The sequence below is a fragment of the Desulforhabdus sp. TSK genome (assembly GCF_022836495.1).
Classification (GTDB): Bacteria; Desulfobacterota; Syntrophobacteria; order Syntrophobacterales; family Syntrophobacteraceae; genus Desulforhabdus.
The window spans coordinates 1-24,361 of sequence record NZ_BQXM01000024.1 but is presented as its reverse complement, the minus strand read 5'-3'; the positions used below and the strand labels follow the sequence as shown (position 1 = coordinate 24,361).

Sequence of the window (24,361 nt, the reverse complement as noted above, 5' to 3'; positions counted from 1 at the left end):
AATACAGTTGCCATGCCCCGGTTACGCCCTTCATTCCCTGCCGTTGGCTCGAAACGCCCCCAGGAGCGAGAAGCCGATGAGCATGTATTGCACCCCGCTGCCCACGGAGACAAGAGCTGTTGCAGCAAAGAGAATCGAATAGACCCAATCGGGGAGGAGCATATACGGCGTGCTCATGACCAGGAAGATCGTGAGGAGCTGCAGGAGCGTGGTGATTTTGCTCAAAAACGAAGGATGGATCTCCACGTTGATCTGGTGAAACATCAGGGTCATCAACCCAAGAACGATAATGATATCCCGGCTCACCGCGATGACCACCAGCCAATCGGGAACCAGATTCAGGTGCCCGAGGAGAATGAATGAGCTCACGAGAAGGAGCTTGTCGGCAAGGGGGTCCAGGTAGGCCCCGAGCTTCGATTTTTGATGAAAAACCCGCGCAATCAGTCCATCGAGACCGTCGGTCATCCCGGCCACAAAGAAGACCACCAGAGCTTGTTTGAGTTTACCGTCGAGAAGAAGCCAGACGAGCAGAGGGGTTAAGACGATACGACCGAGGGTGAGAATATTGGGGATTGTCATTGCTCCGACTCTGTCTGAGGTGTTTCTGAATCAGGCGCGTCCTCCGGCGGCTGCACCTTTTGCTGCATCTCCTTGCGAGGAAACGGTGAAGGGACAAAGCTCACACGCACCAGGCGGGATTCGGGGACAAGCTCCTCCACTTTGACCTGTACATTTCCGGAAAGATCCATTCCATCCATGGTCTGAAAAAAAGAACCATCCACCCCTTTGAGACGAACGATCCCTTCGGAAGGATTCAACTCCAGGGCACTCACCTCCATGGAGGCGAACTGTTTCCTCAAAACCTTTTCCAATTTCTGCCAGTAGATATAAGGCTGTTGAGTGCGGAGATGCAGGGCCCATTCTCCCGGCTCCCCGGCGGAGACCGGCTTCGCCGGCTTACCGGACTCCACTTGTGGATGTCTAACGGCAGGAACGGACTCAATGCTCCCCAGGAGGCCGTTGAGCCGGGGAACCACCGAAGCCGCCAAGGCTATGGCACACTCCTGCGTGGAGTCATCGCCGAGATTTCGCTCGTCTCTGATTTCGCCGAGACTCTTTCCCGTGTCCACGTTCAAAACTCGAAGCGACAGTTCCAGGCGGGAGGGTTCCCCCTGCTTTTCGCGCAGGGCCAGCGCTCCCAGGATGACAGCCGGAGCCTTCTGGCGGCGAGCCAAGGCCAGAGCCTGACCGTTGGAGACATCCCCTCTTTCGCCGATGTCCAGTCTTTCACCGTCCGGAAAACGCATGCGCCAGTCATAATCCTCGGATTCCTGCAGGACACTCTGAGCAAACAACCCGTCGGTATCTTTTTCATCTTGAGGCACGGACCAGGTCGCGCCCCATTTTTCGCTCACCACCCACAGGAGCTCCCTGCCCGGTGATTTCCGGTGAAGCGCTTCAGCGGGCTGCAACGATTCCTCGTCGCTGGGTGGAGCCCCAGGGTCCGGAGAGGAGGGATCGAGGGTGGGTGGGGACTCTCCAGCATCTGAGGGCGGACTTTTCCAGGGCGCCGCACCTTCAGGAATGATCCCCAGTTCCACGAGATCTCCCCGAAGCAGGTCCATGGAGACATGCACCTGACCCGTCATGCGATAGAGACCGCCTTCCGAAGGGGTTTCGGAAAAGATTTGATACGACTGGACATAGCGTTCGGCTTGATTGAGAATTTTTTCTTTCAAGATCTTATACTTGCCACCCATTTCACCTGGGGACAGGAAGCTTCCCACAGCCTGGGTGACAGCCTGGGCCTGAAAATCATGGATCGCTTCCTGCTGGCTCTTGGCATGATCCTGAGCGCTGTAGACGGCATGCCCCAGGCTGAAAAAGACTTCGGTTTTTTCCTGCGTCTGGGGGACTGCCGCCCACGCAGGCAGGAAAACGCCTGTTGTTAGAAGTGCCACAAGGAAAAACAACACTCGACACCGCATAGTCATTCCCAATTCCCCTCGCAAGGTCTCCGCCCCGGCGAAGGGCTCTAAGAGGCTGTCTAAAAATTCATCTGATCGGGAGTCAAACCCACCACGATTTCCCCCTTGAGGGGGGAATTTTGAGACAGCCACCAAAGCCATTTTCCGGTACCAGCCGGTTCTCACTCTTCCCTTTTTGGAATGTTATTTGGTATCATAGTCACGGCCGAAACAAAAGGAGAAATGATTGCACAAGGTTCCTCGGAAATGCGGGGTCCGCCACCTGATCCTTCCCCCTGCGGAAATTCATTATTTGCGCTTCATCCTGGAGGGGTACGAAGGCATTGGAATGGTCACGACACTGGATCCCAAGCTGGGACTCGTGAGACTGAGCGTTGCGCCGGGGTGTGGGGAGGAGATCGACCGGATTCTCGCCACGGAAAAAGAAGAGCTGCAGTGGAGGGCAGTCGTTTTGGAAGAGGACGCTCCATTCGATTCCGCCCCTGCCTGAGCTCAATGCAGTTGATTTGACGTCACCCCGGTGAAAATCGGGGTCCATAAAGTCTTTATTTCTCTGGATTCCGGCTTTCGCCGGAATGACGAGGGTATCGTCAACGACATTGCCGCTTGAGCCGCCCCGTGCCGCTCTCGTTCCGAATTCTGAAAGCGCTTCGTCTCGGCGCTCTGTCAGCTTTTTTCCTATGCTTCGCTGACCGGCCCCCTATAATCATCCTTGACGAGCACCGGATGGCTCCCGTCACGATCAGGTGATACGATCCCACCGGATTAAGAGAGATTCATGACGCAACCCTTATTGGAATCAGAATTGGAACCACGCTACCTCTATGTGCACACCTTCGGCTGCCAGATGAATGAATATGACTCTTTGAGAGTGCAGCGCATTCTTGCGGCCCATGGGTACCTCGTCACGCCCGATATGGTCTCGGCGGACGTCATCTTTCTGAACACCTGCTCCGTGCGGGAAAAGGCCGAGCAGAAGGTCCACTCCTTCCTGGGACGGCTGAAGCGCCTGAAGAGCCACCACCCCGGCCTCAAGATCATTTTGGCGGGCTGTGTCGCTCAGCAGCTGGGGAACAAGCTCCTCAAGAGATTCGACCACCTGGACCTCGTTCTGGGCACCCGTGCCATATCCGCCGTGGGCGACCTCCTGGAAAAAATTCAGCAGACAAACAAGCGTCTTGCATACCTTCCCGAAGTGGATTCCATGACACCCCGGGAGCTTTTCACAGCATCTCCTGCCGCCACCTCCCCGGTGACTGCGCCGGTGACCATCATGCAGGGGTGCAACAACTTTTGTACGTACTGTATTGTCCCTTATGTTCGGGGCCGGGAAAGGAGTCGACCCAGCAGGGAAATCCTGGATGAGATTGAGAAGCTGACTTCCTGCGGTACACGTGAAGTCCTCCTGCTCGGACAGAATGTCAATTCCTACGGGCGAGGCTTGGAAGAGAAGATCTCTTTCGTCGAGCTCCTGCACCGTATCCAGGAAGAAACGGATCTTCTGAGGCTCAGGTTCACGACTTCTCATCCCAAAGATCTCACGGATGAGCTCATCCGATGCTTTGCGGATCTGCCGGTCCTCTGCAAATACCTCCATCTGCCGGTTCAGGCCGGATCCGACCGCATCTTGAAGCGGATGAACCGCGGCTACACCGCAGGGCATTACCTGGAAAAGATTCAGCGGCTGCGGGACGCATGCCCGGAAATTGGACTTTCCTCGGATGTCATCGTGGGCTTTCCCGGTGAAACGGAAGAGGATTTCCAGCAAACCATGGATTTACTGAAAACGGTCCAATATGATAATCTTTTTTCATTCCGCTACTCGGACCGGCCGCATGCCAGGGCCGCGGCATTCGATGACAAGCTGGACGAAGAGACCAAGGCACGCCGACTGATGGAGCTTCAGGCGCTGCAGGCCGATATCACGCTTCGCAAGAACGAGGCTGAAGTGGGGACCCTGCGGGAAATCCTCGTGGAGGGCCCGAGCAAGACTCAGGAAGAGCTGTTGACGGGGAGGACCCATCAGAACCGGATCGTACATTTCGAGAGTACACGGCCATGTACGGGTGAGCTCATCACGGTGAGAATCCGTGAGGCTGCATCTCATTCTCTTAAAGGAGAGCCTGCAGCCTGATGCCGCTCCCGCCGTGCAAAGGACTTTTCATGCGTCACTGCAGCGGTTACATTGAGCCATTCACTTTTTTAGCTGCTCACATGGTGCAATCATAGTTTTTCAAGGAGCCAGCATGTTCAAAGAAATGAAAGTGTCCGGCCTCGTGATGGACCCTAAGAGCAATACTCCCATTCTGGTCTTGAAGGATCCCCGGAACGAAACATCCCTGCCCATCTGGATCGGGCTGCTCGAAGCGACGGCCATTGCCACGGAATTGGAGAAGATCCAGTTCCCGCGCCCCATGACACATGACCTCATCAAAAATTGCCTGGATCTCCTGGACGTTACGGTGGAGCGCATCGAAGTGTGCGATTTGCGGGACAACACCTATTTTGCTCTCATCCACCTGAGGGACAAGAATCAGGTGAGCTCCACTCTCGACGCACGCCCCAGCGACGCCATTGCCATCGCTCTCCGCACGAATGCTCCCATCTTTGTGAAGGAAGAGGTGCTGAACAAGTCCCAGAAGCCGGAAGAAACGGCCAAGCCTCTTTTCGACCAGGAGCACCGGGAAAAATGGAGTGAGATCCTGGAAGAGCTCGACCCTTCCGACTTCAGCAAGTACAAAATGTAAGGAGGCGGGACACTTCGATCCGGCAGGCTGTCGGAGTGCCGGGGACGCAGCGGGAATCCGGCGATGGGGCAGTTCGGCCCCAGCACCTTAGGGGCTGTCTAAAAATTCGTTTCCTCGTCATTCCGGCGGTCTTTTAGCCGGAATCCACAGAAAAAACTGGATGCCGGCTTAAAAACTGCCGGCATGACGAGCGGAGAAATGGACATCTTATTCTGTGGACGTGTACTTAGGAAAAAACGGGATGAATGCATGATTTGGGACAGCAGGCGACTGACGCAACTCATCGATGTGGCCCGGGGAAGGGTTCCGGCCGAGCGGTGCCTGCGTCACTGTCGGATCGTGAATGTCCTGACGGGGCGGGTGGAAACTTCCGACCTGGCCGTCCACGGGGGTTTTATTGCCGGGTGGGGCCACTACGAAGCATTGGAAAGCATCGATGCCGAAAACATGTTTCTCTGCCCCGGTTTCATCGATGGACACATCCACCTGGAAAGCTCTCTGCTGAGTCCCATACAGTTTTGCGCGGCCGCCGCCCCCTGGGGAACGACCGCCGTCGTGGCAGATCCTCATGAAATGGCCAATGTCTTGGGTCTGGAGGGGATACGCTACCTCCTGGAGGCCACGGATGGGCTTCCCATGGATGTCTATTTCAATCTGCCCAGCTGTGTCCCGGCTTCCCCGCTGGAGACTTCGGGAGCCGTCCTGAGAGGGTCCGACCTGTTCCCGCTGCTCCGGCATCCCAGGGTGTTGGGACTGGCCGAAATGATGAACTTCCCGGGTGTACTCGCAAGCGTTCCCGAAGTGATAGACAAGCTGCTCCTCTTTCAGGAGCATTGCATCGATGGTCACTCTCCTCAATTGAGCGGCCTCGACCTGAACGCCTACCTTGCCGCGGGAATCAGCTCAGACCACGAATGCACCTCGCTCCAGGAGGCTCGCGAAAAGCTTTCCAGGGGAATGGTCCTCATGATCCGGGAAGGAAGCCAGTCCAAGGACCTGGCCCGGCTCCTGCCCGCCGTCGATGATCACACCTGGCCCCAATGCCTTTTGGTCAGCGACGACCGCCATCCCGATGACCTCCTGCGGGAAGGCCACATGAACGCTATCGTCAATCACGCCATGGCCCTCGGCCTCGAACCGGTGCGTGCCCTCACCCTGGCTACATGGACCCCCGCACGACATTTCCGTCTCGGCAGACAGGGAGCCGTCGCCCCCGGCTATCAGGCCGATTTCACTCTGAGCCCCACCCTCACCCCGTGGGTTCCCCAGCGTGTATTCAAGAAAGGCAGGGAAATCGCCCGCAACGGGAAAATCCTGGTGCCGGGGGATCTGTTCCAGAGTCATTCCCCCCCGGAAAGCCCCATGGCCCTGGCTCCGCCCTCGCCAGAGGCTTTGGCCGTCTCCCCTCAGCCGGGACTCCTCAGAGTCATCGAAGTCCAGGAGGGCTCTCTTTTCACCCGGCAGCTGCTCGTGACCCCGAAGGTCGAAAAGGGCCAGGTCGCGGTGGACCTGGACCGCGACATTCTCAAACTGGTCGTCTTCAACCGCTATCGCTCCGACTGCCCACCTTCCCTTGGCTTCGTCAGGGGATTCGGTCTGCGAAAGGGGGCCATGGCGACGACGGTGGCCCATGATTCCCACAATCTCATGGCAGTGGGAACAAACGACAACGACATTGTCCACGTCGTGGAGACGCTGCGAAGGGTTGGCGGCGGGATGGCCATCGGCTCGACGGAGGAGCCCGTGGCCGTTCTTCCGTTGCCCATTGCAGGACTCATGTCGGATGAACCGGCATGGGAAGTCGTGGAGCGTCTCGAAATCCTGAAGGCAAGAGCGGCCTCCTGGGGGTGTCGACTTCATAACCCTCTGATGGCCCTTTCCTTCCTGGCTCTTCCCGTTATACCGGAACTGAAGTTGACCGATTTGGGTCTGGTGGACGTCTCCACCTTTTCTTTCGTTCCATTGTTCCAAACCCAATAGCCTCCGAGCCCTGCAAGGCTCAGAGGAGGATGAAACCGCAGGCCGGGACTGTCGCCGAAATGGCGACGGTCGGCTGAAGGAACGCGCCCTGCTGTTTCATATGGAACTGGCTCCTGGACAGGGTTCAGGGGTCTGCATGCAAGGCTGCTTCTCATGGAAATCGCGTGAGAACAAACATCGACCGTCACCGAAAATTTGGAGGGAACCATGTCCAGTGTTTCATGCAGCTCTGTGGATGATGTCGTCAACTTCGCCATCGATAAAGAACAAAAAGCCATGGAATTTTATCAGAAATGTGCCGACAAGGCCAAGAACCCCGGCATCAAGAAGTTCTTCCAGGAGATGGCTGCCGAAGAACAACGCCACAGGGACATGTTGAAAGGATTGGATGTCCTGGGAATCTCGGATGTACAGCTGGCCAAGGTGGAAGACCTGCGCATCGGGGACTACCTGGTGGATGTACAGTTCTACGATGAAATCACCTACCAGGAAGCACTGACCCTGGCCATGAAAAAGGAAGAGAAAGCCCACGCCTTCTATTCGGGCTGGAAGAACAAGTGCATGCACGAAAAGACATCCAAGCTCTTTGAACTGCTTGCTCAGGAAGAAATGAAGCACAAGCGCACCATCGAAACCATCTATGATGACCAGATCTTGAGCTGGGATTGATTTTTCCATTTCCATAGGAAAAGCTTTCATGGGAATGGCGCCTTGACGCTGTTCCCACGAAAGCGGCTCATACCGCGGGCGTCACAAAGGGGGCCTTGCCCTCGTTCCTGCGCAAAAGCACATAAAACGCCCCTGCCCCGCCGTCGTACGTACGAGCCGAAGCGAAGGCAAGGATCAAGCGCTTCAGCGGCGATCGAGTCAGCCAGTGCACCAGGCCCTTTTTCAGGACGGGCTGTTTGTCCCTGGAATTGAGGCCGCGCCCCGAAACAACCAGGATGCAACGGAACTTCCTGGCGAAGCTCTCCTGGACAAAGCGGATGACTTCGTCACGGGCCTGATCCCGTGTCAGCCCGTGGAGATCGATATAGTCCTGGTAGCTGAACTCCCCGCGGCGCAGCTTCTTGAGGATCTTCGGTGACAGACCGACGATGGCGCCGTCCACATACTCGTCCGAATAGGTCAGTTCAAATTCCCCCCCACCCGACACCAGGTCCACAAGATGCGTGAACACCTCCTGCTCTTCCTGGGCGAGAAAGCGCGGCGCCCGTTTCGCCGGGGATGGGGGTGGAACGCGCTTTTTCCCGGCATCCGCAAGGGGCACCACGTCCTTCATGGCTTCGGTGAAGAGCTGGTCGTCATCCTGGGGAGAGGCCGAGACCGGGCCTCGGGAAGGCGTTTGGTCTCGACGGGAAGCCGTGTGTGAAGTTTGCGTAAGATGTTGATCTAAGCCCTTAAAAGGGGTATAGAACTCATGGGGGAAAGATTTCCCGCGAGAGGAGCGAGAGGGGGGTGGATGCATCTTTTTTTTACGGTTACCCATTGGTTTGCCTCGCTTGTGACTCGCATGACTGCCCCAGGAAAATCCAACAGGAACCCCTGAATGAACCCAGTGATCGTCATACAAAACCCGGCAGACCTTCTGAAGCTCGTGAAGAAGCTGTCCACCGCGCGGCACATTGCCATCGATACGGAAGCCAACAGTTTTTACGCCTACTTCGAAAGGATCTGCCTCATACAGATCTCCACGGCAGAGGACGATTATATCCTGGACCCGCTGCAACTGGAAGATCTGCAGCCACTGGGCGAGATACTCAACAACCCTGATATAGAAAAAGTCTTCCATGCGGCGGTAAACGACGTCCTGGGGCTCAAACGCGATTTTCGATTTGCCTTCAGGAATCTTTTCGATACGGCGGAGGCCGCCAAGCTGCTGGGATACACCCAGCTGGGTCTGGCCAAGCTTATCCAGGAGCACTTCGGAGTCATCCTCAACAAGAAATGGCAGCGGCACAACTGGGGAAAACGCCCCCTCGAAGAAGAACAGCTGGATTACGCCCGCATGGACACGCACTACCTCATCGATCTGCGGCACCGGCTGGCGGAGGATCTGAAGGCCCGGGAGCTCTGGGACGCCGCGCGTGAGTCCTTCGCACGGGCGAGCGAGCAGGAGGCTCAGGCAAAGACGTTTCGGCCGGAAAGCTTCATACAGATCAACGGGGCCCGGACGCTCGATCCCACAGGCAAGCGCATTCTCAAAGCGCTTTATCTTTACCGCGAGCACGAAGCCCGACGCCGCAATCGCGCTCCCTTTCGTGTTCTCTCCAACGATACCCTCCTCAGGATCGCTCACCAACGCCCCAAGGATCTGAAAGACTTTTCCAAAATCAAAGGAATGCCCAGAAACTACCACAACGGTCGTGGGGCACAGAACCTCCTGGAACTGATCCGCAATATCGAAGAGTAGCACCGGCGTGACAAACCACTCAAACTATTCAAACCCTTTCCCGTCTGCTGTCCACTGAAACCATGTCCCCCCCATTCGGCTCGAAGATCCCTCATACTCGAAGCACTGCACTCATCCCGATCCAGGCACGGATCCGAAGGATCGCGGGACTTTCTGCCGGTGCAACGATTCAGGTCTGGCAAGACATACTGAGATCTGTTGAAATCTGGACTCTTGTAGGAGCGGCTTCCAGCCGCGACAAAGATAGCTGATTCCCAAGAGAGTCGCGGCTGGAAGCCGCTCCTACTGGGTCATCAAAAAGTCACCATCTCATCCATGCAGCGTATACATGCCCCCAAGGGCAGAAGAAACCCCAGAGGAGAACCCATGAATTCGCACATCGTCATCAAAGACTGCTACAAAACATACCGCCACGATCAGGACAAAGCTCGAACACCCGAAGAAACCGTGGCCTGGGTCAAGGAACGCCTGCAAAAGCTGAAGATCAATATCCTGGCGGAAACTCGGCGCATCGATACAGGGCGTCTCGATATTCCCGTCTACATCAGCCTTTGCGGAGACGACGCCACACGCCTCACGGGCACGAAGAAGCAGATGGGAAAAGGGGCTACACCCATCCAGTCCGAAGCGAGCGCCGTCATGGAGCTCATGGAACGGTTCAGTTTCTTCTCCTTCATTCGCCAGTCGGACTTTCCCCTCCGCTCTTATGGGGAAGTTGCTCCGGAGGCGGTATCCCCCGAGACGCTCAAACAGTCCGTTTACGACGCTACGACGCCGACGGAGCTCTGCCACGCCTTCCTGCAGGACCTGCCCATGCGCTGGAGCAGGGCTGCCAATCTCACGCGCGGAGTGGACCAGTGGGTCCCCATCGACTGGTTTTACCTCATCAATGAATACAACGGCCCCGCCTCAGGCAACACGCTGGAGGAAGCCATCCTCCAGAGCCTCTGCGAGGTCGTGGAGCGGCACGTGGGGTCCATCATCAGCTATGAGAAGCGCCAAACCCCTCTGATCGATCCCGATTCCCTCCAGGACCCCGCCGCCGTGGAGCTGGTGCAGAAATTTCGTCAGAAGGGCATCCGGTTGTTCCTGAGGGATTTTTCACTGGATACGGGAATCCCGACAGTCGGAGCCTTGGCCTACGATCCTTCCACCTTCCCGGAATCGAGTGAAATCATTTTCACCGCGGGGACAACGTCGCATCCCGAGAAGTCTCTTTCACGGGCACTGACGGAGGTCGCTCAACTTGCCGGTGACTTCGAGAGCCGCACTTCCTACCGCCCCACCCTTCCCAAATACGGCAGCCTGGACGAGGCAGGCTACCTCATGGAAAATGGCCGCTCCATTCCCATCCAGGCCCTTCCCAACCTGGACCACGAAAACCTGAAAGTGGAAATCGAACGGTGTGTGGCCGCTCTGAAGCGCATCGGCCTCGAGGTGCTGGTGATGGACGTGACCCACCCGGACCTGGGAGTTCCCGCCGTCTATACCATCGTACCGGGAGCTCATTTCCTCGACCGCACCCGGGACACGGACTTCGCCCAGCACGCCGCGCGGACGATGCTCCGAAGCCTCCCCATCGACCAGCTTCCCCCACACATGGAGCGTCTCCTCGAACTTTTCGGGCCACGCTACGATCTCACTTTTTTCCTGGCCCACAGCCTGGAACTGGAAGAGCGGCCCGACGCGGCCCTCCCCCTTTTCCTCCGGGCCCTGGAGCAAAATCCCCATCCCAGGGAAGTCGCCAGCATCCACGTACACATCGCCTCCTGCCACAAGGACCTCGGCAACTACCATGAGGCTCTGGAGGCCCTGGCCCTGGCCGAGCAATCCAACAAGGAACTGAAGGAAATCTACAACCTGCGGGGCTTCTGCTACTACCAGCTGAAGAGGCACCAGGAATCCATCGACGCCTTCGAGAGGGCCATCGAGCTCGATCCCGGATCGGGCATAGACTACGCCAACATCGGCTCCAACCTGAGAGAGCTCGGTTTCAAGCAGGAAGCCATCCGGCTCTACCGCATGGCTCTGGAGCTCGACCCGGACATCGATTTTGCCCGAGACAACATTGAAAAGCTCGAGGCAGCCATCCGCAAAGAGTCAACTGCCGGATGAGGCATCAGGCGATGCATCTCTCGAAGGTGCTTCAAGAGTGTGTTTGAAGCGGACGCACGGTGTGGTATAAGGGTAGCAAAATCCTTCAAGATGAAGAAAGGGAAATCCCCATGAAGATCGCTTATTTCAGTATGGAAATCGGCTTGAATGAAAATATGCCCACCTACAGCGGAGGTCTTGGAATCCTGGCGGGAGACCACGTCAAGTCAGCGGCCGATCAGAACATCCCTCTCGTTGCTGTCACTCTCCTTTACAAGCGGGGGTATTTCATTCAAAGCATCAGCCCCATGGGGCGGCAGGAAGAAATGTACCCGTACTTTGATCCCCGGGCCTTCATGGAGCCTCTCCCTTTGAAGGTGACCATCAACATCGAAGGGCGCGACCTGCACATCGGAGTCTGGAAGTTCAACCAAATGGGGATGCACGGCAAGGTTCCCGTTTACTTCCTGGATACGGATCTTCCCATCAATTCGGCCGATGACCGCCTCATCACCCAGTACCTCTACGGCGGCGACAAGCACACGCGCATCTGCCAGGAAGCGGTGCTGGGCATCGGCGGCTACCTGGCCCTGAAGAAGCTCGAGCGGAACATCACCACGTACCACATGAACGAGGGGCACGCTGTTTTCCTCACCCTGGCCCTCCTCCAGGAGGCCAACGGCAATGAAGAGCGGGTGCGCGAGCAGTGTGTCTTCACCACGCATACTCCCGTCCCCGCAGGCCATGACCGATTCTCTTATGACATGGCCCAGCATGTCCTCGCAAAATATCTGCCCTCAAATATTCGGGCTCTGGCGGGGGAAAATGAGCTGAACACGACGGTGCTTGCCCTGAACCTCTCCCGCGCCGCCAACGGTGTGAGCGAGCTCCACGGTGAAATTTCCCGGGAGATGTTCCCCGGCTTCAATATCGGGCACATCACCAACGGAGTCCATCACTTGAGCTGGACGGGACCCGAATTTCAGGAGCTTTTCGATAAGCATCTCCCCAACTGGCGCGTCCAGCCCCAAGCCCTGAGCGGAGCCCTCAACATTCCTGACGAGGAGATCAGAGACGCCAAGCGGAAAGCTAAGAGACGGCTCATCAGCTACATCAATTCCGTCTCCGCCGTGGGATTTGCCGATGAATTCCTCACCATATGCTTTGCCCGGCGTGCTGCGGCATATAAACGCGCCACTCTCATCTTCACGGACCTGGAATACCTCTTCAACCTCTCCTTCGATCGGGTGCAGTTCATCTTTGCAGGGAAGGCCCACCCCCAGGACGATTTGGGGAAGGAGCTCATCAAGGAAATCGTAAATATTGGCAAACAGTATGAAAACCGGCTGCGCATGGTTTTCTTGCCCAATTACAACATATGGTCCGCCGCCCTGATGACCCAGGGTACGGATGTATGGCTCAACACCCCCCGCCGTCCCCGCGAAGCCAGTGGTACCAGTGGAATGAAGGTTTGTTTCAACGGTGGGGTGAACATGAGCGTGCTGGACGGATGGTGGCGGGAAGGTTGCATCAACAGAGTGAACGGCTGGGCCATCGGCGACGACGAAAACCAGAACGATGACGACGCTGCGGCGGACCTCTACCGCGATCTCGAGGACATGGTCACGACATACTACTCCAAGCCCAAGCAGTGGCTGTCCATCATGAAGCATTCCATCGCCGACCTCACGCCGGTGTTCAACACGCACCGCATGGTGACGGATTACGTCCACAAGTATTACATCTGATTTTGGACAACCTGTGAAAACATGCAGGGGGGACGGAAGGGATAACCTCCCTTCTGTCCCCCCTTATTTTTATTCCCGCCACACACCGCAGCCCCTGGGCGACCAGCCGCAGCTCCGGACGAAATCACGATCGATATGAGGCGTTGATCTTTACGTAATCATAAGAAAAGTCGCAGGTGAAGGCCGAAAAGCCGGCGTCCCCCATCCCCAGGTCCAGGTTCACCCGCAGCTCCTTCTGCTTGAAAACGGCGGACGCCCTTTCTTCAACGTCCGCTCCCGCCAGGGGCGTCCCGGCCCGAAACACGCACACATCGTCAAAATAGAGAGCCGTCTTTTCGGGATCCAGCGGAACACCTGCACGTCCAGCCGCCGCAACGATCCGTCCCCAATTGGCGTCCTGACCGAAGAAGGCGGTTTTCACCAGGGGAGAGTTGGCAACCGTAAAAGCCACCACCCTGGCTTCGGTCGCGTCGCGCGCACCCGTCACCAGCACTTCGATGAACTTGGTAGCCCCCTCACCGTCCAGGACGATTTTCCGGGCAAGCTCAAAGAGCACCGCCTGAAGGGCTTCTCCAAAGCGCACGCTGTCCGGGCTGTTCACATCGCTGAGAACCGGGTTCCCCGCAGCTCCGCCGGCCAGAACCAGCAGCGTATCGTTGGTGCTCGTGTCCCCGTCCACCGTGATGCTGTTGAAGGAATGGTCTGCTCCCCGACGCACCCAGTGACTCAAGACTTCCGGTTCGACAGCGGCATCCGTGCAGACGAATGAGAGCAGCGTCGCCATGTTCGGGGCAATCATTCCCGCCCCTTTGGAGACTCCCCCGATCGTGACCGTCCGACCGCCGATTTCCACCCGGGCGCTGGCCATTTTTGGCACGGTGTCCGTCGTCATGATGGCCTGCGCCAGGGTACTCCACCCGTCCGGACGCAGATCCTTCACCAGGTCCGGCATGCTCTTGTACACCGGGTCCAGGACGATCTGAGGCCCGATGATGCCTGTCGATGCCACCAAAACCTCTTCGGGAGGCACATGCAATGCCTCTCCGACAGCCCGGGCCGATTCGCGCGCCCGCCTGAGCCCCTCGTCCCCCGTGCAGGCGTTGGCAATGCCGGCATTGATGAGGATGGCCTTCGCCCTGGAGGATTTCAAATGCTCCCGGCACAGCTCCACAGGGGCGGCGCAGAACCGATTGGTCGTGAATACGCCTGCAGCCACGGCCCCCGCTTCCCCCTCGGCCACAATGAGGGCCAGGTCCGTCCGATCCTTGTACCGCATGCCCGACGCCACCGCCGACACCAGGAAACCGGGGACGGCAAAAGGCTCACTACTTACCACAACATTTTTTATATTTTTTGCCGCTTCCACAGGGGCAGGGGTCATTGCGTCCAACTTTGCCGTCCTTTCTCACCACCGGCGGACGGGAGCCACCCCCCTCGGCCGGTCCAAAAAACATGGGCTGGTCTTCCTGTTCCTTCTTCAACTGTTGAACCTGCTCTTCGCGCTGGATTTGGATGTGAAAGAGCATCCGGACCGTTTCTTCCTTCACCCGCTCGATCATATCGTCAAAAAGGGCATGCCCCTCGCGTTTGTACGCCACGAGAGGATCCTGCTGCCCGTACCCTCGCAGGCCGATCCCCTCCTTCAGATGATCCATATTGAGGAGGTGATCCTTCCAGAGACTGTCGACATTCTGGAGCAGGACATAACTTTCCAGCTCCCGCATGACCTTGTCACCGAACTCCTGCTCCCGCGCCTCATAGCGATCGAGAACCATCTTCGAGAGCAGTTCCCTGAGATCCTCCTGGCTGGACTCCCCCAGGGAATCCTCGGTCAGGGGGGACTGTATCGCGAAAAGTCTCGAGATTTCCCCATTGAGCTTCTCCAGGTCCCAGTCCTCGGCAAAGGTCTTCTCGTCGGAGCAATCCGCGACGACCCCGTCCAGCAGGTCCTCCACCATGTCCATGATCACCGGCTTCAGATTTTCCCCCTGGAGGGCTTCCCGGCGCTGTCGATAGATGATTTCCCGCTGCTGATTCATGACGTCGTCGTATTCGATGAGCTGCTTGCGTATGCTGAAGTTCTGGGCTTCCACACGGCTCTGAGCGTTCTCTATGGCTTTGCTGATAAGGCGATGCTCGATGGGCTCCCCCTCTTCCATACCGATGCGCTGCATGAGGCCCGACAACCGCTCGGCCGCAAAAATCCGCATGAGATCGTCTTCCAGGGAAAGGTAAAACCGCGATGAGCCCGGGTCTCCCTGGCGCCCGGAGCGGCCGCGCAGCTGGTTGTCGATGCGCCGCGATTCATGGCGTTCGGTTCCCAGGATGTGGAGCCCTCCCAGCTCGGCCACCCCAGCACCCAGGACGATATCGGTTCCGCGGCCCGCCATGTTCGTGGAGATGGTGACGGCTCCCCGCTGTCCTGCCTGCGCCACAATTTCCGCTTCCTTCTCGTGCTGCTTGGCATTCAGGACCTGGTGCGGCACGCCCTGGCGCTTGAGCATGTCGCTCAGTCTTTCGGATTTTTCAATACTCACCGTCCCCACCAGCACCGGGCGTCCCGTTGCATTCAACGCTTTGATTTCATCAGCCGCCGCGCGGAACTTCTCACGCTCCGTCCGGTAGATGCAATCCGAATGGTCGATGCGGATCATCTTCCGATGGGTCGGAATCACCACGACTTCCAGCTTGTAAATTTTGTCGAATTCGGCAGCCTCGGTGTCTGCGGTACCCGTCATGCCGGCCAGCTTGTCGAACATGCGGAAGTAGTTCTGAAAGGTGATGGTGGCCAGGGTCTGGTTTTCGTTCTCGATCTTGACCCCCTCCTTCGCCTCCAGGGCCTGATGCAGACCGTCGCTGTAGCGGCGCCCGGGCATGAGGCGCCCGGTGAACTCATCCACAATGATGACCTGGTTTTCCTTGACGATATAGTCCACATCCCTCTTGAACAGGACATGGGCCTTCAGAGCCTGCTGCGTATGGTGCAGATTGTCCATGTTGCGGGGATCGTAGAGGTTGTCGACTCCCAGCAGTTTTTCGGCCCGGGCCACGCCCTCTTCCGTCAGGGAGACCGTCCGGCTCTTCTCCTCCTTTGTGTAATGGAGTCCATCCTGAAGGCTGGGAATGATGCGGTTGATTCGGTAATAAAGCTCCGTCGATTTTTCGGCGGGACCCGAAATGATGAGGGGGGTACGCGCTTCATCGATGAGGATACTGTCCACTTCATCGACAATGGCGTAATGGAGGTCCCGCTGCACCATGTCGTCGATGCGGAACTTCATGTTGTCCCGGAGATAATCGAAGCCGAATTCGTTGTTGGTGCCGTAGGTCACATCGGCATTATAGGCTTCTTTGCGCTCCCTGTCGTCCAGGCCGTGTACAATGCACCCGACGCTCAGTCCAAGGAATTTGTAGATCTTTCCCATCCATTCACTGTCGCGGCGCGCCAGGTAGTCGTTGACCGTGACAAGATGCACCCCCCTGCCCGTGAGCGCGTTGAGGTAAACGGGCATGGTCGCCACCAGGGTTTTGCCTTCACCGGTTTTCATTTCGGCGATTTTTCCCTGGTGCAGAACAATGGCACCGATCATCTGCGCGTCGAACGGCCGCATCCCCAGCGTACGGATGGACGCTTCCCGTGCGACGGCAAAGGCTTCGGGCAGGAGATCGTCCAAAGGTTCCCCATTTTCCAGCCTCTGCCGGAATTCGGGGGTTTTCCCTTTCAGTTCTTCATCGGAGAGCTTCCGGATTTCCGGTTCCAACAGGTTGATTTCATCCACCAAAGGAGCAATACGCTTCAGGTTGCGGTCGTTTTGACTCCCAAAAATCTTCTTCAGAAGAGCACTAATCATCGGCTCAGTGTATTCCTTCCTTCACGAGGAGCGGGGGATTCAGCTCGGTCTTTTGAATGGCAGTAAAGGGTTGAAACTTCCAACGCCTCAATTTTGTTTGCTTATATAACCCACGTTCCCCGATTTTGCAATTATCCCTCGGACAAATCCAGCACCAGCGCAATTTCATCACACTCGGGGAACTTGGGGCAATGGAGGCAATCCGCCCAGATCTTTTGAGGAAAGATATTCTTGTCCACGACTCTGAAGCCCAGGTGCTGGAAGAATTTATCTTTATAGGTCAAGGCAAATACCTGTTTGATGCCCAGCTCCCTGGCTTCGTCAATGCAGGCCTGCACGAGCAGGCGTCCGATCCCCCGCTTGTGATGGGAAGGTGCCACGGCCAGGGACCTGACTTCCGCAAGGTTTTCCCAAATGATGTGCAGACTGCAGCACCCCGCGATCTGATTGGTCTCCCCATCCACATAGACGTACATGTCACGCAGGTTCGTATAGAGCTCGCTCAGGGAACGGGCCAGAAGCCGTCCGTCTCTGGCAAACTCGCCCAACATCTTCTGTACGGGGGGCACATCGGCAATTTTCGCTTTACGTATCATGATTCAGAACCTTCCCATGAGCCAGGGCGCACACACAGCCCGACATTCATTGCATGGACTGCACCTTCTCCAGCTGCAGATCGTTCAAACCGGAACCCTACAATGGACTCGAGCAATGATGGCCGTCAAGACCCTCATGGTCGACCATTATTCGGCTCAACGGCGCCGTGTCATGAGCAGAGAACGGAGGGATTTCAGGAAATACTCCATTTCTTCCATCCTTGTGAAAATTCCCGGAGAGACACGAACGGTTCCCTGAGGGAAGCTCCCCAAAGTTTCATGGGCGAGAGGGGCACAGTGAAGGCCGGTTCTCACCGCGATATCGAAGGCCTCGTCCAGCAGGTAGCCCACGTCCCCCGGGTTGAGCCCTTCCACCGTGAAGGAAACCGTTCCCGTCCCCCGTTCCGCCGGGCGATAGACGCTGACACCGGACATGCGGTTCAGACCGTCTTCCAGGAAAAAGGCCAGTTCCAGCTCATGGTCGCGGATCGATGCGATGCCCCGCTCCAGGATAAAATCAATTCCCGCCCCCAGTCCGGCGATGCCTGGAAGGTTGAGGGTCCCGCTTTCATAGCGGTCGGGGGTGCAATCGGGTTGAAGAGCGTCTTCCGAGCGGCTCCCTGTGCCACCCTCCATGAGAGGCAAGACATCCAGATCGGGCCGGATGTAAAGCAGTCCCATGCCCGACGGACCCAGCAGGCCCTTGTGCCCGGAGCAGGCCAGCATTCCGAGATTCAAATCCTTGGCCGATACCGGCTGCACTCCCGCCGTCTGGGCAACATCCAGCAGGAGCGGCACTCCCGCGTCGCTGCACAACTCTGCGACACGCGCAACGGGCTGAATTCCACCGTTGACGTTGGACGCATGGTTCAGGACCGCCAGCCGAGGGCGGGCAGCCACCTTTTTACGGAAAAGCTCCAAATCCAACAGGCCGGAAGAGGTGCACGGGATGACTTCGGCCTCCACGCCCACGAGCTTCAGGCGCTCCACCGGGCGCACCACGGCATTGTGCTCCATCCCGGAAAAAATGACTCGATCCCCCGGGCGAAGCCACCCCTTCAGCACTAGATTGATGCTTTCCGTGGCGTTCTTGGTAAAAATCACCGCTTCGGCATCCGGGATGCCCAGCAGCCGGGCGACCTTTTCCCGCGTCGCCGTGACGATGTCCGAGGCTTCCCGGGCATGCCGATGCGCCGCCCTGCCGGGTGAAGCCCCCACCTCGCGCATGGCATGCTGCACGGCTTCATAGACACGATCGGGCTTGGGCCACGTGGTGGCCGCATTGTCGAGATAAAGAGTCATGATGCTTTCAAACCTTCCGGGGCGATTCAATCCTCATGATCACAATGACGCCCCCACCTGCCCTTGCGCTTTTGTAGCAGCGGCATCCTGCCGCGACACAGTGTGGAGTAGACGGTTTCTGTCACGCCTGGAAGCCGTTCCTACAAAGAAATGGCCGCGTAATCATCGCGCCTGGGGTAGTCAGCCCCGTGGTGTAATTTCCAGTAACTGCACGAGTGTTACGAATTCTATCACGCAATAGCTAAACCGGCGATTTTTCATGCGCCAGGTCCGGCTCCCCCGAATGGCGGAGGATATGCTCGCGCGCCGCATCGCGCAGCTCAACGGCGGTCGCCCAGGTGTCTCCGCCATGCTTCTCCCGGATGCGCAGGGTTTCCAGGGGACGGCCGACGGTCACCGTCACCGCACCCCGGCGGAAAAACCACGATTCCGATCGCAGCATGGAGCGGGTCCCGCGGATGGCCAGAGGCACCACCGGCACACCGGCTTCTGCAGCAGCCACGAAGGCTCCCATGTGAAAGGGAAGGAGCCCCGGCATGCGCGTGAACGTTCCTTCGGCGAAGAAGACCAACGGCTGCCCCGAGCGGGCGATTCCGCCGATCCTCCGTGCGTCTTCGATCCCCTGCTGCATGTCGAACCGGTCCACAAACTCCGTCCCCAGGCGGTTCAAAAAAAGGCGGAGCCACATGCTGCCCGCCAGCTCCCCCTTGGCCACGAAGCGCACGGGGAACGGAAGAAGGGCCGTCAGGACAAAGCTGTCCAGGTAGCTGGCATGATTGGACACGAGGATGCAGGGGCATTCCCGCGGCAAATATTCCCCTCCCTGCAGCGTGAGGGGAATTCTCAGGAGCCGCGCCAGGAATTTTCCGACACCCTGCAAAAACGTCCACCTCCAGGACACCCCGGGAAGCATCAGCACCCCCAACCATACCATGGGAGCGAAGAGACCCACCAGAGCCCATGCACAGGCGGAATAGAGCCCTCCCTGCACCGCTCTCCTCACCCGCCGCCACTCCGGCCCCAGGCCCGAAAGCAGAGCACGCAGGATCTGCCCCCAGGCCGCACGCTGCCTGCTGCCGATTTTCCCGCTCTCGAAGAGCTCCCGGCTGGCGGACCTCCGGATTTTGCCGCTCGAGGTCTTGAGCACCGTTCCCGGAGGGCAGAGGACCACCTCGTCGGGGGGAGTCTCCACCAGATCTGTCGTGAGGGCGGCAATTTCCTGTCGCAGGCGTTCCAGTTCGGTGGGATCTTCCACACGGGTTTCAGCGAGCACCACCAACCGCTCCGTACCCGATACGGGGTCTGCACTCCCGAAAACCACCACGTTTCCCTTGCGGATCCCCTCCAGGTTCCCGACCGCCTCTTCCAGCTCCCTGGGGTAGATGTTGCGCCCTGCCCGAATGATGATGTCCTTCGTGCGGCCCGTGATGAAGATGTCCCCGCCGGCAATATAGGCGAGATCTCCCGAATTGAGCCAATCTCCCTGAAAAAGCAGCCGATTTTGCTCGGGATTTCTGAAGTACCCGCTCGTAACGGAAGGCCCGCGGAACTGCAGGCGACCCTCATGCCGCTCGGGCAATTCCCGATCCGACGGGTCCAGAACGCGGACCTCATGGCCGGGAAGTGGACGGCCGCAGGCCACGAATCGCAGGGCTCTGGAGTCCGACGCACCGACGGATACAGCGAGGCCCTCCCGCATGAAGGTGCCCCGGTCCACGGCATCGATGAGTGGCTCCCGCCCCGGGGGAGGAAAAGCCAGCCCGACTGAGCTCTCCGCCAGGCCATAGACCGGCATCAGCGCCTCCGGCCGGAAGCCGTAGGGACTGAACCGTCGGCAAAAGCCTTCCAGCGAATCGGGACTCACGGGCTCAGCCCCGTTGAAGGCCCCCCGCCAGGAACTGAGGTCCAGGCCTTCCAGGTCTTCGTCCCGCAGCCTCTTGATGCAGAGCTCATAGCCGAAATTAGGCGCCGCCGAAAGCGTCCCCCGGTACCGGTGAATGGCCTGCAGCCATCGTTGAGGCCTGGAGATGAAGTCCAGAGGCGACAGAATGATCAGCGGTACGGCATAGTAGAGGCTCCCCAGCCATGCACCGATGAGCCCCATGTCGTGATAGAGGGGCAGCCAGCTCACGAAGACGTCGTCGGAGTTCACCTGCATTACCTGCCCCATGGCTCGGATGTTGCTCAGTAGATTGGCATGGTTGAGGACCACCCCCTTGGGATTGCCCGTGCTCCCGGAAGTGTACTGGAGGAAGGCCGTGTCCTGAGTTCGGCGGGAAGGCGCTCTGTAGGAAGATGCGCGCGTGGAAAGCTCCTCGACTGTCACCAGGCTGCGCAGTGTTTCCACTTGGGTCTTCAGAAGCTTCCCGAACGCTTTGGCTTCGGGGAGGGTGATGAGGGTCACCGCGGCGCAATTTTCCAGGATGGCCCGGTGGCGTTTCAGGTGCTCCTCGATCTGGCTCCTGCGGACGGGAGGGTACATGGGAACAGGGACCCCACCGGCCATGAGGATGCCCATGAAGCTGAAAAAGTAATCCTTTCCCGTGGGAAGCATGACGGCGACGGGCTCCAGGGGCTGCAGGCCTCGTTCCTGCAAGCCGGCGGCCAGCGCTTCGGCCCCCTCCAGGAGCTGCCGGTATGTAAGCCCCTCCCCTTCCCCCGCATCGCTGTAGAAGCGGATGTGCAGGCGGTCCGGATGCCTTTGAACATGCCAGTGGAGCACCTCCGGCAGCGTCTCGGCACGGTACGGCTCGCCCCCCGCCTCTTCGAGCCTCACGGGCGTGACTTCCGGCATGCCTCCGGCACGGGACGCTTCCGCGCTCATGACCATCCGCAGCAAATCCCGCGGAGTCTCGGCATCGGCAAAGGCCCGCTCCGTCAGGGCGACTCCGAATTGCCGCTCCATGCGGGCAAGGAGCTCCATGCGGGCCAGGCTGTCCAGCCCCAGGTCCCGGTCCAGGGTGCTGTCGATGGAGACCCTTGGAGAAACCGCCCGGCCGGGGTGGAGCTCACCCACCAGATCCTGGAGGATACGTATGAGCGCCTCCAGGGTCTCTTCGGGGTCACGGTGACTCTGTTCGCCGTTCATGCCGGTCCTCAACGCCCCAACCGCACCAGGATCACTTCCCTTCCGCCTTCACTATCTTAGCCCAGGTATCCCGCAGCGTCACGGTGCGGTTGAATACCGGCTTATCCGGAGTGGAATCGTTCAGATCCACGCAAAAGTACCCCTGCCGCTCAAACTGGTAGCGACTGCCGGCAGGCGCACCCTTGAGGCTCGGCTCCACCCGGCACACCGGAAGAACTTCCAGGGACTTGGGGTTCAGGTGGGCCATGAAATCCTGGCCGTCCTTTTCGTCAGCAGGGTTGGGGACTGAAAACAGGTGGTCATAGAGACGCACCTCCGCCTGGATGGCATGGGCGGCGGACACCCAGTGGAGAGTGGCCTTCACCTTCCGCCCATCGGGAGAATCCCCTCCCCGGGTTTGCGGATCGTAGGTGCAGCGCAGTTCGATGATTTCGCCGGTTTTTTCGTCTTTCACCACTTCTTTGCAGGTGATGTAATAGGCGTAGCGCAACCGCACCTCGCGGCCGGGAGACAAACGAAAAAACTTCTTGGGAGGATCTTCCATGAAGTCTTCCCGCTCGATGTAAAGTACGCGCGAAAAGGGAACCTTGCGCGTCCCCATGCCGGCATCTTCGGGGTTGTTTACGGCCTCCAGCTCTTCCACCCGGTCTTCGGGATAATTTTCGATGACCACCCGCAGAGGATTCAGCACGCCCATGACACGGGGTGCTTTTTTATTCATGTCTTCGCGGATGCAGTGCTCCAGGAGGGCGATGTCGACGGTGCTCTCCTTTTTGCCGACACCGATGCGCTCACAGAAATTCCGGATGGATTCAGGAGTGTACCCCCGCCGCCGCATGCCGGCGAGTGTGGGCATGCGTGGATCGTCCCAGCCTGCCACATGCTTTTCCTGGACCAACTTCAGGAGCTTGCGCTTGCTCATGACGGTATAGCTGAGGTTCAGCCGGGCAAACTCGATCTGCTGCGGATGGCATTCCAGGGCCAGGGCATCCAGGAACCAGTCATAAAGGGGCCGATGATCTTCGTATTCCATCGTACATATGGAATGGGTGATTCCCTCGATGGAATCCGAGATCCCGTGAGCATAATCGTACATGGGGTAGATGCACCACTTGTCGCCCGTCCGGTGGTGCGTCACCCTCCGGATGCGGTACATGACCGGGTCCCGCAAGTTGAGATTGGGAGAGGCCATGTCGATTTTGGCCCGGAGCACGTGGGCTCCGTCTTCGAATTCCCCGGCCCGCATACGCTGGAAAAGATCCAGGTTCTCGTCGACCGAGCGAGTGCGGTAGGGGCTGTCTTTCCCCGGTTCCGTCAAGGTGCCGCGGTAGGCCCGCGTCTCTTCGGACGTGAGACTGCAGACGTAGGCTTTGCCCTCCTGGATCAACTGCACGGCGTAGTCGTAGAGCTGTTCGAAGTAGTCCGAAGCGTGATACAGGCGGTCACCCCAGTCGAAGCCCAGCCACCGAACATCCGCCTGGATGGAATCCACATACTCCACATCTTCCTTGCCGGGGTTCGTGTCGTCGAAGCGAAAGTTGCAGACCCCGTTGAACTCCGCGGCCAGTCCGAAGTTGAGACAGATGGACTTGGCATGGCCGATATGAAGGTACCCGTTGGGCTCCGGCGGAAACCGCGTCATCACGCGTCCGTTGTTCTTGTTGGCCTTCACGTCCTCCGCGATGATGGTGCGGATGAAATTCGGCGGCGGGGTATATTCAGTCGTACTCATGCTCAAAACTCCCTGTTTGTCCCATCTTCAGTTACACGGCAAAAAATATACTGGATCGGCAAGGGCCGGCAGAGCCCTTGGTCCGCATGACTCTTACTTGCACCCAGCTGTTCATTGATTTCTCCGCTCAGTGGCCGGTTCCCCACGATTCAAGCCACTTGAGCCTCTACAGAAAAAACGGGGTCGTCGCTTTGGGCACCCCTCCCCCGCTTTCTCATCAAAGGGCTTGTTTACCACAAAACCACCAACCTTCGAATGCAAAATATCGAAGGCGCCGTCTCTTCAGGCGTTTGTTATCATGCATATCGCTCATGAAATGCATCGGCCGAGCAATGGAGAGCCTGCCAACTTCATCCAGACGTTAACAAACTCTTCATTAAAATGTCTGATTCAAGAGCTCACGAATTTGGAAAATGTCGGCAAAGTTTACAGAATCATTACAATGGAGCGTCGACAGGAAATATGCTGAAAAATTATAAAGATACCATGACACTCATTGGACATCTCTCGAAATGAAACCGTCATATGTCGGTTAGCTTTACGAATCTGATCAAACTCGTGGTCTTGGACGGACATTTATGGGATTTCCTGGAGAGTTGATTTGAACCTAATAACATCCTGATATTGGCAACTTGGATAGCAGATCATTTGGCAGAAAAGAAATTTCAGAGCTTAGCATGAAATTTGCAAAAACTTAAGTACCCGAGCAAATATTTTCAAACAAAGTTGATATGATGAATCAAATCGGATAAGTGGTATTACGATGTTAATAACAAAGCCTCTACGAGGAGCCTGCGTGAAGTACGTAAAGCCATTATCCGA

At 57.8% G+C, this 24,361-nt stretch carries 18 protein-coding genes; 9 read left to right on the top strand and 9 right to left on the bottom strand.

The annotated features are described in order from the left end of the window. Positions 1 to 30 precede the first annotated feature (30 nt). Both MWC30_RS14295 and MWC30_RS14290 read right to left on the bottom strand, forming a co-directional pair. Positions 31 to 579, bottom strand: coding sequence for a CDP-alcohol phosphatidyltransferase family protein (locus MWC30_RS14295; protein ID WP_244084875.1), 549 nt, complete (start codon positions 577 to 579; stop codon positions 31 to 33). Then, complete coding sequence (locus tag MWC30_RS14290; protein WP_244084874.1) at positions 576 to 1,994, bottom strand: hypothetical protein; 1,419 nt, start codon at positions 1,992 to 1,994, stop codon at positions 576 to 578. Before MWC30_RS14290 ends, MWC30_RS14295 begins: the two co-directional genes overlap by 4 nt. 220 nt (positions 1,995 to 2,214) lie before the next feature. On the opposite strand from MWC30_RS14290, the gene MWC30_RS14285 reads away from it, so the two are divergent. The 5 genes from MWC30_RS14285 (at position 2,215) to MWC30_RS14265 (ending at position 7,384) form a co-directional block, all read left to right on the top strand. After that, positions 2,215 to 2,478: a DUF4911 domain-containing protein gene (locus MWC30_RS14285; protein ID WP_244084873.1), complete on the top strand. Its 264-nt coding sequence runs from the start codon at positions 2,215 to 2,217 to the stop codon at positions 2,476 to 2,478. A gap of 288 nt (positions 2,479 to 2,766) precedes the next feature. Next, positions 2,767 to 4,122 carry a tRNA (N6-isopentenyl adenosine(37)-C2)-methylthiotransferase MiaB gene (miaB, locus tag MWC30_RS14280; protein ID WP_244084872.1) on the top strand — a complete coding sequence of 452 codons (1,356 nt, stop codon included), beginning with the start codon at positions 2,767 to 2,769 and terminating at the stop codon, positions 4,120 to 4,122. 112 nt (positions 4,123 to 4,234) lie between these two features. Next, positions 4,235 to 4,735, top strand: a complete 501-nt coding sequence (locus MWC30_RS14275) for a bifunctional nuclease family protein (RefSeq protein WP_244084871.1) — start codon at positions 4,235 to 4,237, stop codon at positions 4,733 to 4,735. Positions 4,736 to 4,984: 249 nt separating this feature from the next. Then, entirely contained in the window at positions 4,985 to 6,715 is a 1,731-nt protein-coding gene (gene ade, locus MWC30_RS14270) for an adenine deaminase (protein WP_244084870.1), read from the top strand. A 207-nt stretch (positions 6,716 to 6,922) separates the two neighbouring features. Further along, positions 6,923 to 7,384 (top strand): ferritin family protein, encoded by a 462-nt coding sequence (locus tag MWC30_RS14265; RefSeq protein ID WP_244084869.1) that lies wholly within the window; start codon positions 6,923 to 6,925, stop codon positions 7,382 to 7,384. Positions 7,385 to 7,451: 67 nt separating this feature from the next. Here MWC30_RS14265 and MWC30_RS14260 read toward each other — a convergent pair whose 3' ends face one another. After that, positions 7,452 to 7,895 carry a Smr/MutS family protein gene (locus tag MWC30_RS14260; RefSeq protein ID WP_244084868.1) on the bottom strand — a complete coding sequence of 148 codons (444 nt, stop codon included), beginning with the start codon at positions 7,893 to 7,895 and terminating at the stop codon, positions 7,452 to 7,454. Between MWC30_RS14260 and MWC30_RS14255 the strand changes: the two genes are divergently transcribed. The 4 genes from MWC30_RS14255 to glgP all read left to right on the top strand — a co-directional run bounded on the left by MWC30_RS14255 (position 7,884) and on the right by glgP (position 12,970). After that, positions 7,884 to 8,087: a hypothetical protein gene (locus tag MWC30_RS14255; protein WP_244084867.1), complete on the top strand. Its 204-nt coding sequence runs from the start codon at positions 7,884 to 7,886 to the stop codon at positions 8,085 to 8,087. The two genes, MWC30_RS14260 and MWC30_RS14255, sit on opposite strands and share 12 nt — an antisense overlap. A 177-nt stretch (positions 8,088 to 8,264) precedes the next feature. Further along, a complete protein-coding gene (locus MWC30_RS14250; RefSeq protein ID WP_244084866.1) occupies positions 8,265 to 9,128 on the top strand; it encodes a ribonuclease D in 864 nt (287 codons plus the stop codon). A gap of 366 nt (positions 9,129 to 9,494) precedes the next feature. Further along, positions 9,495 to 11,243, top strand: coding sequence for a YcaO-like family protein (locus tag MWC30_RS14245; protein ID WP_244084865.1), 1,749 nt, complete (start codon positions 9,495 to 9,497; stop codon positions 11,241 to 11,243). Between the two features lie 110 nt (positions 11,244 to 11,353). After that, positions 11,354 to 12,970 carry an alpha-glucan family phosphorylase gene (glgP, locus tag MWC30_RS14240; protein WP_244084864.1) on the top strand — a complete coding sequence of 539 codons (1,617 nt, stop codon included), beginning with the start codon at positions 11,354 to 11,356 and terminating at the stop codon, positions 12,968 to 12,970. Positions 12,971 to 13,094: 124 nt separating this feature from the next. On the opposite strand, the gene argJ is transcribed toward glgP, so the two are convergent. The 6 genes from argJ to MWC30_RS14210 all read right to left on the bottom strand — a co-directional run bounded on the left by argJ (position 13,095) and on the right by MWC30_RS14210 (position 23,539). Then, positions 13,095 to 14,360 carry a bifunctional glutamate N-acetyltransferase/amino-acid acetyltransferase ArgJ gene (gene argJ, locus MWC30_RS14235; RefSeq protein ID WP_368860861.1) on the bottom strand — a complete coding sequence of 422 codons (1,266 nt, stop codon included), beginning with the start codon at positions 14,358 to 14,360 and terminating at the stop codon, positions 13,095 to 13,097. Next, a complete protein-coding gene (gene secA / locus MWC30_RS14230; RefSeq protein ID WP_244084863.1) occupies positions 14,296 to 16,821 on the bottom strand; it encodes a preprotein translocase subunit SecA in 2,526 nt (841 codons plus the stop codon). The genes argJ and secA overlap by 65 nt, the downstream gene beginning before the upstream one ends. A 131-nt stretch (positions 16,822 to 16,952) precedes the next feature. Further along, a complete protein-coding gene (locus MWC30_RS14225) occupies positions 16,953 to 17,417 on the bottom strand; it encodes an N-acetyltransferase (RefSeq protein WP_244084862.1) in 465 nt (154 codons plus the stop codon). Positions 17,418 to 17,573: 156 nt separating this feature from the next. Continuing rightward, positions 17,574 to 18,719, bottom strand: coding sequence for an aminotransferase class V-fold PLP-dependent enzyme (locus MWC30_RS14220; RefSeq protein WP_244084861.1), 1,146 nt, complete (start codon positions 18,717 to 18,719; stop codon positions 17,574 to 17,576). Between the two features lie 241 nt (positions 18,720 to 18,960). Beyond that, positions 18,961 to 21,807: an AMP-binding protein gene (locus tag MWC30_RS14215; protein WP_244084860.1), complete on the bottom strand. Its 2,847-nt coding sequence runs from the start codon at positions 21,805 to 21,807 to the stop codon at positions 18,961 to 18,963. Between the two features lie 31 nt (positions 21,808 to 21,838). Next, positions 21,839 to 23,539, bottom strand: a complete 1,701-nt coding sequence (locus tag MWC30_RS14210; RefSeq protein ID WP_244084859.1) for a glutamine--tRNA ligase/YqeY domain fusion protein — start codon at positions 23,537 to 23,539, stop codon at positions 21,839 to 21,841. Between the last annotated feature and the right edge of the window lie 822 nt (positions 23,540 to 24,361).